This is a genomic window from Pseudoxanthomonas composti (assembly GCF_004122095.1).
Classification (GTDB): Bacteria; Pseudomonadota; Gammaproteobacteria; order Xanthomonadales; family Xanthomonadaceae; genus Pseudoxanthomonas_A; species Pseudoxanthomonas_A composti.
Map to the genome: position 1 here is coordinate 52,628 of NZ_SAWZ01000010.1, position 15,157 is coordinate 67,784.

Annotated in this window: 12 protein-coding genes and 2 pseudogenes; 13 read left to right on the forward strand and 1 reads right to left on the reverse strand. The window is 69.2% G+C overall.

Annotation, left to right across the window (positions count from 1 at the left end):
• Positions 1-4: 4 nt before the first annotated feature.
• The 12 genes and pseudogenes from EPA99_RS15955 (at position 5) to lpxC (ending at position 13,386) form a co-directional block, all read left to right on the forward strand.
• A complete protein-coding gene (locus tag EPA99_RS15955; protein WP_129472297.1) occupies positions 5-1,492 on the forward strand; it encodes a UDP-N-acetylmuramoyl-L-alanyl-D-glutamate--2,6-diaminopimelate ligase in 1,488 nt (495 codons plus the stop codon).
• The gene (locus EPA99_RS15960) at positions 1,489-2,871 is read left to right on the forward strand and encodes a UDP-N-acetylmuramoyl-tripeptide--D-alanyl-D-alanine ligase (RefSeq protein ID WP_129472239.1); all 1,383 of its coding nucleotides are present in this window, start codon (positions 1,489-1,491) and stop codon (positions 2,869-2,871) included. Before EPA99_RS15955 ends, EPA99_RS15960 begins: the two co-directional genes overlap by 4 nt.
• Positions 2,861-3,946, forward strand: a complete 1,086-nt coding sequence (gene mraY, locus EPA99_RS15965; protein WP_129472240.1) for a phospho-N-acetylmuramoyl-pentapeptide-transferase — start codon at positions 2,861-2,863, stop codon at positions 3,944-3,946. The genes EPA99_RS15960 and mraY overlap by 11 nt, the downstream gene beginning before the upstream one ends.
• Positions 3,946-5,301: a putative lipid II flippase FtsW gene (gene ftsW, locus EPA99_RS15970; RefSeq protein WP_129472241.1), complete on the forward strand. Its 1,356-nt coding sequence runs from the start codon at positions 3,946-3,948 to the stop codon at positions 5,299-5,301. Before mraY ends, ftsW begins: the two co-directional genes overlap by 1 nt.
• Before the next feature lie 68 nt (positions 5,302-5,369).
• Positions 5,370-6,419: an undecaprenyldiphospho-muramoylpentapeptide beta-N-acetylglucosaminyltransferase gene (murG, locus tag EPA99_RS15975; protein ID WP_338325403.1), complete on the forward strand. Its 1,050-nt coding sequence runs from the start codon at positions 5,370-5,372 to the stop codon at positions 6,417-6,419.
• Positions 6,419-7,864 (forward strand): UDP-N-acetylmuramate--L-alanine ligase, encoded by a 1,446-nt coding sequence (gene murC / locus EPA99_RS15980; RefSeq protein ID WP_129472298.1) that lies wholly within the window; start codon positions 6,419-6,421, stop codon positions 7,862-7,864. The genes murG and murC overlap by 1 nt, the downstream gene beginning before the upstream one ends.
• Positions 7,861-8,820, forward strand: a complete 960-nt coding sequence (locus EPA99_RS15985; RefSeq protein WP_129472243.1) for a D-alanine--D-alanine ligase — start codon at positions 7,861-7,863, stop codon at positions 8,818-8,820. Before murC ends, EPA99_RS15985 begins: the two co-directional genes overlap by 4 nt.
• Positions 8,817-9,581, forward strand: a complete 765-nt coding sequence (locus EPA99_RS15990; protein WP_129472244.1) for a cell division protein FtsQ/DivIB — start codon at positions 8,817-8,819, stop codon at positions 9,579-9,581. The genes EPA99_RS15985 and EPA99_RS15990 overlap by 4 nt, the downstream gene beginning before the upstream one ends.
• Positions 9,578-10,813: a cell division protein FtsA gene (gene ftsA, locus EPA99_RS15995; RefSeq protein WP_129472245.1), complete on the forward strand. Its 1,236-nt coding sequence runs from the start codon at positions 9,578-9,580 to the stop codon at positions 10,811-10,813. The genes EPA99_RS15990 and ftsA overlap by 4 nt, the downstream gene beginning before the upstream one ends.
• A gap of 122 nt (positions 10,814-10,935) precedes the next feature.
• A pseudogene (gene ftsZ, locus EPA99_RS16000) lies at positions 10,936-12,001 on the forward strand (cell division protein FtsZ); the annotation flags it as partial.
• Between the two features lie 86 nt (positions 12,002-12,087).
• Positions 12,088-12,219 (forward strand): annotated as a pseudogene (locus EPA99_RS19175) (cell division protein FtsZ); the annotation flags it as partial.
• Positions 12,220-12,471: 252 nt separating this feature from the next.
• The gene (lpxC, locus tag EPA99_RS16005) at positions 12,472-13,386 is read left to right on the forward strand and encodes a UDP-3-O-acyl-N-acetylglucosamine deacetylase (RefSeq protein WP_129472247.1); all 915 of its coding nucleotides are present in this window, start codon (positions 12,472-12,474) and stop codon (positions 13,384-13,386) included.
• Between the two features lie 176 nt (positions 13,387-13,562).
• Here the strand turns inward: lpxC and EPA99_RS16010 are convergent, their stop codons facing one another.
• Positions 13,563-14,036 (reverse strand): DciA family protein, encoded by a 474-nt coding sequence (locus EPA99_RS16010; RefSeq protein ID WP_129472248.1) that lies wholly within the window; start codon positions 14,034-14,036, stop codon positions 13,563-13,565.
• A gap of 23 nt (positions 14,037-14,059) precedes the next feature.
• On the opposite strand from EPA99_RS16010, the gene EPA99_RS16015 reads away from it, so the two are divergent.
• On the forward strand, positions 14,060-15,010 hold the full coding sequence (locus EPA99_RS16015; RefSeq protein ID WP_129472249.1) for a M23 family metallopeptidase: 951 nt from the start codon (positions 14,060-14,062) through the stop codon (positions 15,008-15,010).
• Positions 15,011-15,157 lie beyond the last annotated feature (147 nt).

Sequence of the window (15,157 nt, forward strand, 5' to 3'; positions counted from 1 at the left end):
CGCCATGCCGCTGGCCCAGCTGCTGCCCGACATCGACCTGCCCGCCGATCTGCGCATCAGCGGCCTGGTCCAGGACAGCCGTGCGGTGCGCCCGGGCGATGCCTTCGTGGCGATCGGGCCGGTCGACAACAGCCCGTCTACGCATCATGGCCTGGGCTATGTGGAGCAGGCGCGCGCGCGTGGCGCGGTGGCGATCCTGTTCGACCCGCCGGCGCCGGCATCGTTGCCGGCCCCGGCCGACGCCATCGCCGTGCCCGGCCTGCGTGGCCGCCTGGGCGCGATGGCCGATGCCTTCCATGGCCAGCCGTCCAGGCACATGACCATGGTCGGAGTCACCGGCACCAACGGGAAGACCTCGTTCGTCCAGTTGCTCAGCCAGGCCTGGCATCTGCTTGGGGTGAGCTCCGGCAGCATCGGCACCCTGGGCGCGGGCCTGTACGGCCAGGTCGAGCCGACCGGCTTCACCACGCCGCTGGTGCTGCAGCTGCATGCGCTGCTGGCGCAGCTGCGGCAGGCCGGCGCGCAGGCGGTGGCGATGGAAGTCAGCTCGCACGCCCTGGCGCAGACCCGCGTGGATGGCGTGCATTTCGACGTGGCGGTGTTCACCAACCTCACCCGCGACCACCTGGACTACCACGGCGACATGGCGGCCTACGGCGCGGCCAAGGCGCGGCTGTTCGCCCGTCCTGGCCTGAAGGCCGCGGTCATCAATCTCGATGACGGCTTCGGTGCGACGCTGCCGGGCCAGCTCGGCAGCGGCGTGCAGGCCATCGGCGTCAGTGCGCGTGGCGTGGCCGCTGCGATCGTGCAGGCGCAGGATCTGGTACTCGATGGCGCCGGCATGGGCTTCACCCTGCGCATCGGCGATGCCGCCCACCCGGTGCGCTCGCCGCTGCTGGGCCGCTTCAACGTGGACAACCTGCTGGCCGTGGCCGGCGTGCTGCATGCCACGGGCACGGCGCCGGCGCAGATCGCCGCCACGCTGTCCCAGCTGCAGCCGATCCATGGCCGCATGAACCGGCTCGGCGGTGTCGATGGCCAGCCGCTGGTGGTCATCGACTACGCCCACACCCCCGATGCGCTGGAGCAGGCGCTGCGCAGCCTGCGTGGGCACGTGGCCGGCCGCCTGTTCTGCGTCTTCGGATGCGGTGGCGAGCGCGACCGCGGCAAGCGTCCGCAGATGGCGGCGATCGCCGAGCAGGTCGCCGATGTGGTCGTGGTCACCGACGACAATCCGCGCAACGAGGATGGCGATGCGATCGTGGCCGACATTGTCGCCGGCTTTTCCGCGCAGGCACGCTTTGAGGTGCTGCGCGATCGTGCCGCGGCGATTTCCCGCGCAGTCGGCGCGGCGGGGCGGGGCGATATCGTGTTGATCGCCGGCAAGGGCCACGAGCCCTACCAGGAGATCGCCGGCGTGCGCCACGCCTTCGACGACACGGTGCAGGCACGCCTGGCGCTGTCCGCGCGCGACATGGAGGCGCAGGCATGAGGCGCCTGCCCATTTCCCAGTTGGCGCATTACGCCGGCGGCGAACTGCATGGCGAGGACGTGGCCATCGATGCGGTGTCCAACGACACCCGCACCCTGGCGCCGGGCAGCCTGTACGTGGCCCTGCGTGGCGAGCGCTTCGACGGGCACGAGTTCGCCCAGGCCGCAGCCCAGGCCGGCGCCAGCGCCCTGCTGGTCCAGCGCCTGCTGCCGGTGGAACTGCCGCAGATCGTGGTCCAGGACAGCGAGTACGCCCTGGCGCGTCTGGCCGCCGGCCTGCAGCGCGGCCGCGGCACCCGCGTGGTGGCGCTGACCGGCAGCAACGGCAAGACCAGCGTCAAGGCGCTGGTGTGCGCGATCCTGGAACGCGCCGGGCAGACCTACGCCAACCCGGGCAACCGCAACAACGAGATCGGGCTGCCGCTGTCGGTGATCGACGCGCCGGACGAGGCCGAGTTCGCCGTCTACGAGATGGGCGCCGGCAAGCCGGGCGATATCGCCTACCTGACCGACATCGCCGCGCCGGACGTGGCCCTGGTCAACAACATCGCCCCGGCGCATCTGGAGCGCATGGGCAGCCTGCTGGGCGTGGCCCGCACCAAGGGCGCGATCTACAGCGCGCTGCGCCAGGGCGGCACTGCGGTGATCAATGCCGACGACGCCTTCGGACCGTGGTTCGAAACCCTGGCCGCCGGCCGCAAGCTGCTGCGCTTCGGCCTGGACAGCAGCGCCGACATCCATGCCCGCATCCTGCAGGCCACGCCGGAATTCTCGCGTTTCGAGCTGATCACCCCGGCCGGCAACGCCGAGGTGCTGCTGCCGCTGCCGGGCCGACACAGCGTGCGCAACGCATTGGCCGCCACCGGTCTGGCCCTGGGTGCTGGGGTGTCGCTGCCGATCATCGTGCAGGGGCTGCAGGCCGCCGCGCCGGTCAAGGGCCGGCAGATCGCCACGCCGCTGCGCAATGGCGCGGTGCTGGTGGACGACAGCTACAACGCCAACCCCGGATCGCTGGCCGCGGCCATCGACAGCCTGTCCGTGGCCGGCAAGCAGGGCTGGCTGGTGCTGGGCGACATGCGCGAGCTCGGCCCGGAAGGCCCGGCCCTGCATGCGCAGGCTGGCGTGCAGGCGCGCGCGGCCGGGCTGGGCCGGCTGTACGCGCTGGGCGAACTGGCCGCCCACGCGGCGCACGCCTTCGGCCCGGGCGGGCAGGTCTTCGAATCGCACGCCGCCCTGGCGCAGGCCCTGATCCAGGCGCTGCAGCCGGGCGTGCGCTGTCTTGTGAAGGGCTCGCGCGGTAGTGCGATGGACCGGATCGTCACCGCAGTGCTGTCGTCCGATGCAGGCGGTGGCGGGGAGAACACATCGCATGCTGCTTGAACTGACCCGTTGGCTGCAGCAGCTGGAGAGCACCTTCGCGCTCTTCAACTACATCACCTTCCGCAGCATCCTGGCGGCGCTGACCGCGCTGTTCCTGTCGCTGTGGATGGGCCCGGCGGTGATCCGCAAGCTCGCCCAGTTCAAGGGCGGCCAGCCGATCCGCACCGATGGCCCGCAGAGCCACTTCTCCAAGGCCGGCACGCCGACCATGGGCGGGGCGCTGATCCTGATGACGGTGCTGCTGTCGGTGATGCTGTGGGGCGACCTGCGCAATCGCTACGTGTGGCTGGTGATGGCGGTGATGCTGGCCTTCGGCGTGATCGGCTGGTACGACGACTGGATCAAGATCGTCAAGCGCGATCCCAACGGCCTGAAGTCGCGCTGGAAGTACCTGCTGCAGTCGGTGTTCGGCCTGGCTGCCGGCATCTTCCTGTGGAAGACCGCCGATGTGGCCGCCGCGACCACCTTCTACATCCCGCTGTTCAAGTCGGTGGCGCTGCCGCTGGCCGGGCTGAGCTTCATCGCCATCGCCTATTTCTGGATCGTCGGCTTCTCCAATGCGGTCAACCTGACCGATGGCCTGGACGGCCTGGCGATCATGCCCACGGTGCTGGTGGCCTGCGCCCTGGCGGTGTTCGCCTATGCCTCGGGCAACGCGGTGTTCTCCAACTACCTGCAGATCCCGCAGGTGCCCGGCGCGGGCGAGCTGACCATCATCTGCGCGGCCATCGCCGGCGCGGGGCTGGGCTTTTTGTGGTTCAACACCTATCCGGCGATGGTGTTCATGGGCGATATCGGCGCGCTGTCGCTGGGCGCGGTGCTGGGCACCATCGCGGTGATCGTGCGCCAGGAACTGGTGCTGGTGGTCATGGGCGGGGTGTTCGTGGTCGAGACGCTCTCGGTGATGATCCAGGTGGCCTCGTTCAAGCTCACCGGCAAGCGCGTGTTCCGCATGGCGCCGATCCACCACCACTTCGAGCTCAAGGGCTGGCCCGAGCCGCGCGTCATCGTCCGCTTCTGGATCATCTCGGTGATCCTCGTGCTCGTTGGCCTTGCCACGTTGAAGGTGCGCTGATGAACGCCAATACCCGGCAGGCCACGCGCCTGGAATCGATCGAAGGCCATTACGACTTCTGGCTGGCCAGCGCCGCGCTGGCGCTGGCCGCGCTCGGCGTGGTGATGGTGGGGTCCAGCTCCATCGCCATGGCCAGCACGCCGTTCTATTACCTGACGCGCCATGTGATGTTCGTGGGACTGGGCCTGGTGCTGGCCTTCGTCGCCATGCGCATCGAGCTTCGGGCCATCGAGAAGTACAACCGCCTGCTGCTGCTGGGCTGCTTCGCGCTGCTGATCGTGGTGTTCCTGCCGGGCGTGGGCGTGACGGTCAACGGCGCGCGTCGCTGGGTGAACCTGGTGGTGACCCGCTTCCAGACCGTCGAGGCGGTCAAGGTGCTCTACATCGTCTGGCTCGCCAGCTACCTGGCGCGCTTTCGCGACGAGGTCAATGCCACCTGGGCGGCGATGTTCAAGCCGCTGGGCGTGGCGGCGCTGCTGGTGGCCCTGCTGCTGGTGCAGCCGGACTTCGGGTCCTCGACCCTGCTGCTGGCCATCACCGCCGGCATGCTGGTGCTGGGCGGGGCCAATCTCTCGCGCATGTCCACCCCGGTGCTGATCGGACTGGTGGGGCTGGTGGCGCTGGTGATCTTCGAGCCCTACCGCATGCGCCGCGTGACCTCCTTCGTCGACCCCTGGGCCGACCAGCTCGGCTCGGGTTACCAGCTGTCCAACGCGCTGATGGCCATCGGCCGCGGCCAGTGGAGCGGCGTGGGCCTGGGCAGCTCGGTGCAGAAGCTCAACTACCTGCCCGAGGCGCACACCGACTTTATCTTCTCGGTGATCGGCGAGGAGCTGGGCTTTGCCGGCGTCTGCGGGGTGATCGCGCTGTATGCCCTGCTGGTCGGGCGCGCGCTGTGGCTGGGCTATCGCTGCGTGGAGATGCGTCGCCACTTCTCCGGTTATGTGGCCTTCGGCATTGCGCTGTGGATCGCCATGCAGACCTTCGTTTCGGTGGGCGTGAACCTGGGCATGCTGCCGACCAAGGGCCTGACCCTGCCCCTGATCTCCTCCGGCGGCTCCTCGGTGCTGATGACCTGCGTGGCCATGGGTTTGCTGCTGCGCGTGTCCTACGAGCTGAGCCGGGCCGAGAAGCAGGTCGCGCTGCTGCGTGGCGAGAGCGCGCAGGACCCGGCGGCTGCGCCGGAAGCGGCCGCAACGCTGGCGGCCAAGGCCCCGCGCGCGGCGGCCAACGAGAAGACCCGCAAGTCCGCGGTGACCGTCTCGGCGCCGTCCTCGGCGGCCACCGCCAGCGCGCTGCGCGGCACCAGCCGCCTGCAGTCCCGCATCGAACCGACCTTCGAGCGGATCGCATGACCGGCCATCAAGCCAATCCCTCGTCACCGCGCTCGCAGCCTTCCGTGGGTGCGGCAAGCGCACCGGTGATGATCCTGGCCGGCGGCACCGGCGGTCATATCTTCCCGGCGCTGGCCGTGGCCAAGGTGCTGCGCATGCGCGCGGTGCCGGTGGTCTGGCTGGGCGCTACCGGGGCAATGGAAACCCGTCTGGTGCCTCAGCACGGCATCGAGCTGGACACCCTGGATATCGCCGGCCTGCGCGGCAAGGGCAAGCTGGCGCTGCTGGGCGCGCCGCTGCGCGTGGCGCGGGCGGTGATGGCCGCCGCTGGCGTGCTGCGTCGGCGCGCGCCGCGCACGGTGGTGAGCTTCGGTGGCTATGCCGCCGGCCCTGGTGGACTGGCCTCCAGACTGGTCGGCCGCCCGCTCGTGGTGCACGAACAGAACCGCGCGCCGGGCATGACCAACAAGGTGCTGTCCCGTTTCGCGCGGCGCGTGCTGACCGGCTTCCCGGGCAGCTTCGGCGCAGGCGAGGAGGCGGTCGGCAACCCGGTGCGCGAGGAGATCGCGGCCATCGCCGCCCCGGCCCAGCGCCTGGCCGGCCGCAGCGGCCCGCTGCGCCTGCTGGTGCTGGGCGGCAGCCAGGGCGCGCGCGCCTTGAACAACGCCGTGCCGCAGGCGCTGGCGGCGCTGCAGCTGCAGGCCGAGGTGCGCCACCAGTGCGGCGAGAAGCTGCGCGCCGAAGCCGATGACGCCTATGCCGCAGCCGGTGTGGCCGCACGCGTGGAAAGCTTCATCGGCGACATGGCCCAAGCCTATGCCTGGGCCGATCTGGTGGTCTGCCGCGCTGGTGCATCGACCCTGGCCGAACTCTGCGCTGCTGGCGTCGGCAGCGTGCTGGTGCCCTTTGCCGCGGCGGTGGACGACCACCAGACCCGCAATGCCGAATACCTGGTCGAACACGGCGCGGCCGTCCTGCTCAAGCAGGACAACCAGCTGGCCGTGCGTCTGCAGCAGGTCCTTTCCACCCTGGCCAACGATGTGCCGCAGCGACTGGCCATGGCCGTGGCCGCGCGCGCGCTGGCCAAGCCCGATGCGGCCGATCGCATCGCGGACATCATCCTGGAGGAAGCCGCATGATGATCGCGGCCGCACGCGAGCGTCGCTTGCAGAACACCGGCAACCTGGCCCAGCAGTTCCGCCGCGTCCACTTCGTGGGCATCGGCGGCTCGGGCATGAGCGGCATCGCCGAGGTGCTGTGCACCCTGGGCTACGAGGTGTCCGGTTCGGACGCCTCGGAGAACGCCGCAACCAAGCGCCTGACCGCGCTGGGCGCGCGGGTGATGCGCGGTCATCACGCCTCCAACGTGCTGGGCACCGATTGCGTGGTGGTGTCCAGCGCCATCAAGCACGACAACCCGGAGCTGATGGAAGCGCGCAGCCAGCGCATTCCGATCGTGCCGCGCGCGATGATGCTGGCCGAGCTGATGCGCTTCCGCCGCGGCATCGCCGTGGCCGGCACGCATGGCAAGACCACCACCACCAGCCTCACCGCCGCGGTGCTGAGCGAGGGGGGGCTGGACCCGACCTACGTGATCGGCGGCCAGCTGCTCTCGGCCGGCGCCAACGCCAAGCTGGGCGATGGCCAGTGGCTGGTGGCCGAGGCCGACGAGAGCGATGGCAGCTTCCTGTGCCTGAGCCCGCTGATCGCCATCATCACCAACATCGATGCCGATCACCTGGAGAACTACGGCAACGACTTCGCCCGCGTGCAGGCCGCCTTCGCCGAGTTCCTGCAGCGCCTGCCGTTCTACGGCCTGGCCGTGCTGTGCATCGACGACCCGGAAGTGGCGGCGCTGGCCGCGGAAACCCCGCGCCACGTCATGACCTACGGCCTGTCCGAGAACGCCGACGTGCGCGCCGAGAACCTGGTGCAGGACGGCGGAAAGATGCGCTTTACCCTGCGCCTGCCGGAGGATGTCTCCGTCGGTGTCACCCTGGCCTTGCCGGGCAAGCACAACGTGCTCAACGCCCTGGCCGCTGCCGCGGTGGCCTGGCAGCTGGGCGTGCAGCCGGGCACGATCGCCACGGCGCTGCGCAACTTCTCCGGCATTGGTCGCCGTTTCAACGACCTGGGCCAGATCGCGCTGCCCGGTGGCGGCCAGGTGCAGCTCATCGACGACTACGGCCATCACCCGCGTGAGCTGGCCGCGGTGTTCGCCGCCGCCCGCGGTGGCTGGCCGGACAAGCGGCTGGTGGTGTCCTTCCAGCCGCACCGCTTCAGCCGCACCCGCGACCAGTTCGACGCCTTCGCTGCGGTGCTCAGCGAAGTCGATGCGCTGGTGCTGAGCGAGGTCTATCCCGCGGGCGAAGCGCCGATTGCCGGGGCCGATGCCAAGTCGCTGGCGCGTGCGATCCGTGCGCGCGGCCGCAACGAGCCGGTGGTGGTCAGCCAGGTGGCCGACCTGCCGGGCGTGCTGCCGGACGTGCTGCAGGACGGCGACCTGCTGCTGATGATGGGCGCGGGCGACATCGGCCACATGGCCCAGCAGATCGCCGCGCAGGGTCTGGAGGTGCGTGCGTGAACGCCGTGCAGCTGCCCGCGCCGCGCGTTTCCGATCCGGCTGTGTTCGGCCGCGTCGCCGTGCTCATGGGCGGCACGTCCAGCGAGCGCGAGGTCTCGCTCAACTCCGGCGCCAACGTGCTGGCCGCGCTGCAGGCGCGCGGCGTGCAGGCGCACGCGGTCGATGGCCTGGACGCGCTGCTCCAGCAGATCCATGCCGGTGCCATCGAGCGTGTCTTCAACATCCTGCATGGCGGCGATGGCGAGAATGGGGTGCTGCAGGGCCTGCTGTCGGCGCTGCAGGTGCCCTTCACCGGGCCGGGCGTGCTGGGCAGCGCGCTGACCCTGGACAAGATCCGCACCAAGCAGGTGTGGATCGCCGCCGGCCTGCCGACCCCGGCGTTCCGTCGCATTCCCCGCGGTGGCGACCTGCGCCAGGCCGCCTCCGAGCTGGGCCTGCCGGTGTTCGTCAAGCCCTCGGCCGAAGGCTCCAGCGTGGGCGTGTTCCGCGTGCTGCGCGAGGAAGACCTGGAGCCGGCCATCGCCTTCGCCGCCGGGTATGCCGGCGAGCTGCTGATGGAGCAGATGGTGCAGGGCGAGGAGTACACCGTCGGCATCCTCGGCAGCACCGCGCTGCCCTCGATCAAGATCGTGCCGGCCGGCGAGTGGTACGACTACCACGCCAAGTACATCGCCGAGGACACCCAGTACCTGTGCCCGGGCATGTCCGGCGATGAGGAACTGCAGATCCGCCAGCTGTCGCTGGCCGCGTTCGAAAGCGCCGGCTGCAGCGGTTGGGGCCGCGTGGATGTGATGCGTGACCGCGTGCGCGGCCTGCAGCTGATCGAGGTCAACACCGCCCCGGGCATGACCAGCCATTCGCTGGTGCCCAAGGCCGCCGCGCAGCTGGGCATCGATTTTGAGGCGCTGTGCTGGCGGATCCTGGAGCAGACCCTGCCGGAGGTGGCCTCGGCATGAACGCGGTGCTGCGCATCCTGGCCTGGATCCTGGCGTTGGCGCTGGTCGCCCTGCCGGTGGTGGCCGTGGTCAACGGCTGGATTGGCGCCGAGCGCTGGCCGCTGACCAAGCTGCGCGTGCACGGCCAGTTCAAGCGCGTGGACCCGGCCATGCTGCGCAGCGCGGTGCTGCCGTACGCCCAGCGCGGGTTCTTCGCCGTGCAGCTGCAGCAGGCCCAGGCCAGGCTGGAACAGCTGCCGTGGGTGGAGAAGGCCGAAGTGCGCAAGCGCTGGCCGGACACGTTGGAGATCGACATCGTCGAGCACCGCCCGTTCGCGCGCTGGGGCGAGGGCAAGCTGCTGTCGGAGGAGGGCAAGCTGTTCGCCACCCCGCGCAACCTCGACGCCAGTGCCCTGCCGCAGCTCGGTGGCCCCGAGTCGCAGGTGCCGGAAGTGGTGGCGCTCTACAACGACTCCACGCAGCTGTTCGGCGCGATGGGCATGCAGGTCCGCACCCTGGTGATGGACGCGCGCGGCAGCTGGTCCCTGCAGCTGAGCAACGGCACCCAGGTGATCGTCGGCCGCGCCGACGCGCGCCCGCGCCTGAGCCGCTTCGCCCGCCTGCTGCCGCAGCTGATCCGCAACCCGGAGCAGCCGCTGGAGCGCGCCGATCTGCGCTACACCAATGGATTTGCCCTGGTTTGGGGCCAAGCCGTACACGAAGACCCCAAGACTCCTGCGCCGGCGCCCGCTGGCCGTGGTCAGGCACAGGCAACGACATGAATCGCAAAGGCGACAAATCGCTGATCGTCGGACTCGACATCGGCACTTCCAAGGTCACCGCGCTGGTCGGCGAGTATTCGCCGGGCAATCCGATCGAGGTGATCGGCATCGGCACGCACGAATCGCGCGGCCTCAAGCGCGGCGTGGTGGTGGACATCGAGTCGACCGTGCAATCGATCCAGCGCGCGGTGGAGGAAGCCGAACTGATGGCCGGCTGCGAGATCCGCTCGGTCTACGCCTCCATCTCCGGCGCGCACGTGCAGTGCCGCAACTCCCAGGGCATCCAGCCGATCCGCGATGGCGAGGTCACCTGGAACGACCTGGACCGCGTGCTGGATGCGGCCAAGGCCGTGGCCATTCCGGCCGACCAGAAGATTCTGCACGCCATCCCGCGCGAGTACGTGCTGGACGACTCGCAGGAAGGCATCCGCAACCCGGTCGGCATGACCGGCGTGCGCCTGGAAGTGCACGCGCATCTGGTGACTTGCGCGCAGTCGGCCGCGGCCAATATCTCCAAGTGCGTGCAGCGCTGCGGGCTGCAGATCGACGACCTCATCCTGTCCTCGCTGGCGTCCTCGGTGGCGGTGCTGACCGCCGACGAGCGCGAGCTGGGCGTGGTGCTGGTGGACATGGGCGCGGGCACCACCGACCTGGCCGTGTTCGCCCAGGGCGCGATCTGCCACACCGCCTCGCTGCCGATCGCCGGCGACCATGTCACCAACGACATCGCGCACATGCTGCGCACGCCCACGCCGGAAGCCGAGCAGATCAAGGTGCGCTACGCCTGCGCCCTGGCGCAGCTGGCCACGGCCGAGGAATCCATCCAGGTGCCCAGCGTCGGCGACCGTCCGCCGCGCCGGCTGCCGCGCCATTCGCTGGCGCAGGCCGTGCAGGGCCGCTACGAGGAGATCTTCGAGATGGTGCAGGCCGAACTGCGCCGCTCGGGGTTCGAGGAACTGGTGCGCGCCGGCATGGTGCTGACCGGCGGCGCCTCGAAGATGGAAGGCGTGGTGGAACTGGCCGAGGAGATGCTGCAGATGCCGGTGCGCGTGGGCATCCCCCAGCACGTGACCGGCCTGGGCGAGGTGGTCGGCAACCCGGTGCACGCCACCGGCGTGGGCCTGCTGCTGATGGGCAGCCAGATCGAACACCCCAGGCGCCCCAGCCTGCCCACGGGCAAGGCCGGCAGCCTCTTCAAGAAACTCAAGAACTGGTACCGCGGCGAGTTCTGACGCGGTAGCGAAACGAGCGTGGCGGCGAGGGCGCCGACACGTGCGGTGGGAGGGAAACGGGCTTGAGCGGTACCCAGCAAGGCAACGACACAAACATCATAAAAATCACGAGGACAACGGACATGGCACATTTCGAATTGGTTGAAACGATGGCTCCCAACGCGGTGATCAAGGTCATCGGCGTGGGCGGTGGCGGCGGCAACGCCGTGGCCCACATGGTCAGCAGCAGCGTGGACGGCGTGGAATTCATCACCGCCAACACCGACTCGCAGGCGATCAAGAACTGCGGCGCCAAGCAGCAGCTGCAGCTCGGCGGCAACGTCACCAAGGGCCTGGGCGCCGGCGCCAACCCGGAAGTCGGCCGCCAGGCCGCGCTGGAAGACCGCGACCGCATCATCGAGGCGCTGACCGGCGCGGACATGGTGTTCATCACCGCTGGCATGGGCGGCGGCACCGGCACGGGCGCAGCCCCGGTGGTGGCGCAGCTGGCCAAGGAAATGGGCATCCTGACCGTGGCCGTGGTCACCAAGCCGTTCCCGTTCGAAGGCCGTCGCCGCATGCAGGTGGCGCTGAAGGGCATCGAAGAGCTCTCGGCGCACTGCGATTCGCTGATCACCATTCCCAACGAGAAGCTGATCACCGTCCTGGGCCGCAACGCCACCATGATCCAGGCCTTCCGCGCCGCCAACGACGTGCTGCTGGGCGCCGTGCAGGGCATCGCCGACCTGATCGTGCGTCCGGGCCTGATCAACGTCGACTTCGCCGACGTGCGCACCGTGATGAGCGAGATGGGCCTGGCCATGATGGGCACCGGCGCCGCCAAGGGCGATGACCGCGCCCAGGCCGCCGCCGAGGCCGCCATTCAGAACCCGCTGCTGGACGATGTGAACCTGGCCGGCGCCAACGGCATCCTGGTCAACATCACCGCCGGTCCGGACTTCACCATGGCCGAGTTCGACGAAGTCGGCCGCACCGTGGAAGGCTTCGCCTCGGACGATGCCACCGTCGTGGTCGGCACCGTGCTCGACCCGAACATGCAGGACGAGGTGCGCGTGACCGTCGTGGCCACCGGCCTGAACCGCGCCGCCGTGCGTCAGCCGGTCCGCGGCAACACCGACCTGGGCGGCTTCCAGCGCGAGCCGGCACGTGCGCCGATCAAGCTCGTGCGCGATGCCACCACCGGCATGGCGATCGATGCCATGGCCGATGGCACCGGCCTCAAGGCCCCGGCCGCCCCGGCCCCGAGCCGCGCCGACCAGATCGCCAACGCCACCCGTGGCCTGGGCCTGCGTCGCAACGCCGGCGATGCCGCCGCGCCGAGCAGCCCGGCCGCTGCGCCGCAGGCGGCCGAGCTGCCGGACAACTACCTGGACATTCCGGCGTTCCTGCGTCGCCAGGCCGACTGATCCATCGTTGCATCCGGCGCGGTTGCCCGCCGCGTCCGGTGCCGGTCCTGCCGGCGCCGCACTCCGCAGGGAGGGGCTGTCCTGTCCTTTGCTGCCGGGTCGCTTACGACCCGGCAGGTTTTCCCGTTCCGAACCGGCCAGCGTGCCGACGGAACGTTGCAATCACGGGACAACATGACGCTTCCCTTAAGATTCAGCGTCTCCGATGGTATTCTCCCGCCGTTTTGACGCCTTTGCGTCGCATTTCCCACCATGACCCAGCAACGCACCCTCAAGAACGTGATCCGCGCGACCGGCGTGGGCCTGCACAGTGGCGAGAAGGTCTATATGACCTTGCGCCCGGCTGCGCCCGACACCGGCGTGGTGTTCCGCCGGGTGGACCTGGAACCTGTGGTGGAAGTGCCGGCCAGCGCCACCCTGGTCACCGAGACCACGCTGTGCACCGGGCTGACCTGCGGCATCGCCAAGATCCAGACCGTGGAGCACCTGATGTCCGCGCTGGCGGGCCTGGGCGTGGACAACTGCTATGTCGAACTGTCCTCGGCTGAGCTGCCGATCATGGACGGGTCGGCCGGTCCGTTCGTGTTCCTGCTGCAGTCCGCCGGCATCGTCGAGCAGGACGCGCCGAAGAAGTTCATGCGCATCCTCAAGCCGGTGGAAGTGCGCGATGGCGACAAGGTGGCCCGCTTCGAGCCGTACGACGGCTTCAAGCTCGGTTTCACCGTGCAGTTCAACCACCCGATGATCCCGGCCTCGCAATCGCGGGCGGAAGTGGATTTCTCCACCGCCGCCTACATCCGCGAGGTCTCGCGCGCCCGCACCTTCGGCTTCATGCGCGACCTGGAGTACATGCGCGAGCGCAATCTCGGCCTGGGTGGCTCGATGGACAACGCCATCGTCCTGGACGAGTACCGCGTGCTCAACGAGGACGGCCTGCGCTACGCCGATGAGTTCGTGCGCCACAAGATCCTCGACGCCGTGGGCGATCTGTACCTGGCCGGTCACCCGATCCTGGGGGCGTACGAGGGCTTCAAGTCCGGCCATGCGCTCAACAACACCCTGGTCCGTGCGCTGCTGGAGCAGCCCGAGGCCTGGGAAGAAGTGACCTTCGAACAGGCCAGCGACGCGGCGCCTGTCGTCTACGGAACGCCGACGCTCGCGCATTGACGCTGCGCTGTGGCACGCCCCGTGCATTGATCCGGGCAGTCCACTCACACAGGCTTGAAGTCGCTGAAGTGTGAACCATGTCGGCTTTTTCGGCCCGGTTTAACCAATTCCTAATTTCTAGCTAACGACCCGGCCTACGCACGTCGGTACCATGCCCCGTCGCTGTGAGGGTCAGGTCAAGACTTCTTTGGCCGATAACGTCGCATCGGGTCTGGTGCCGGAATCTTGGACAGGGTGTCGTCCAGGGATGCCAGGACCTCAGCCAACGCCTTGTGCGCGGTGGCCGAGCCAGCGGGTGCGGGGCGCGTTTCGGGCTGGGGAGCCCAGAGCGGTTGGGTGGTGACCTTGGCGGCAACGTCGGTCGCGCTCAGGCCAAGGGATGCGGCCAGTTGCAGCAGTTCGGGCGTGGCCAGGCGCAGTTTCGCCTTCCACACCGGGGAGTCAACGAGAAAGACAAGGCGTCTGTCCGTGACGTTCGCCAGCCGGCAGTGGTTTGCCAGCGCAGGCGGAAGGACCGGGCGGAACTGATGTCCCAACGCGTTGAGCCACAGGGCGCGACGCAACGGGTCGGCTGCCGAACCTGCCATTGCGGCCTGAAGGGCTGGGATGGGTTGGGCGGGGCGACGCGAACGGGGCTTCGAATCTGACATCAGGATTTAGAGCGCATGTGCAAATGAGTTTCCACACCATCCTAAACAATGCGCGGACCTGGTTCGCGCACCATCTGGCGGTCCGTTCCGAGCAAGCGCGTTATCACATCCATCTTCGCCCGCTGACCAGCGCCGGCGTGCTGCTGGTGGGCGGCCTGGTGCTTGGCCTGGCCGGGCGCAGTGCCTTCGGCATGGCCCAGGTGTCGCTGCTGCAGGCGCGCGCCGAGCGCCAACAGGTCGAACTGGACCAGGTGCGCCGTGGCGCCCAGCAGGAAGTCAACGCCATGTCCGCCCGTCTGGGCGAACTGCAGGCCCAGGCCAACCGGCTCAACGCGTTGGGCGAACGCCTGACGCGCATGGGCAAGCTGCAGGACGGCGAGTTCGATTTCCAGGAACCGGTGGGCCAGGGTGGTGCCGACGCCTCCTACGACATGGCGCCGCGTGAGCTGTCCAAGGGCCTGGATGGACTGGAGAAGTCCTTTGCCACCTCCGGCCAGCAGCTGTCGGTGCTGGAATCGCTGCTGTTCAACCGCGAGCTCGACCGAAACGCCACGCCCTCGCGCCTGCCGATCGCCAACAGCTACATCACCTCCGGCTTCGGCGGCCGCGCCGACCCGTTCGGCGGCGGTGGCCAGTACCACAAGGGCATCGACTTCAAGGCCTCGGTGGGCGATCCGGTACTGTCGGTGGCCGATGGCGTGGTCAGCTTCGCCGGCGTCAAGAGCGGCTATGGCAACGTGGTCGACGTGGACCATGGCAATGGCTACATCACCCGCTACGCGCACAACTCGCGGCTGATGGTGCAGCCCGGGGACCTGGTGCGCGCCGGGCAGCAGGTGGCCAAGGCCGGTTCCACGGGCCGTTCCACAGGCGCCCATGTGCATTTCGAGGTCTGGCAGGACGGGCGCGTGATGAACCCGCGCAAGTTCCTCGGCGAAGGCCCCACCCCGGTGGGCGCGCCCAAGCGCGGTTGAGTCCGCGGGCACGGGCTTGATTCCCAGAGCGCCGGCCCAAGTTACAATGTGATGTTGCCGGACAGGGCGCGGTGCGCCCTGTTCTGCTTTTGGGGACTTTGAGGCAGGCGATGGATTTCCGGTGCGGGATCCCGGCCGCCTTGTCGG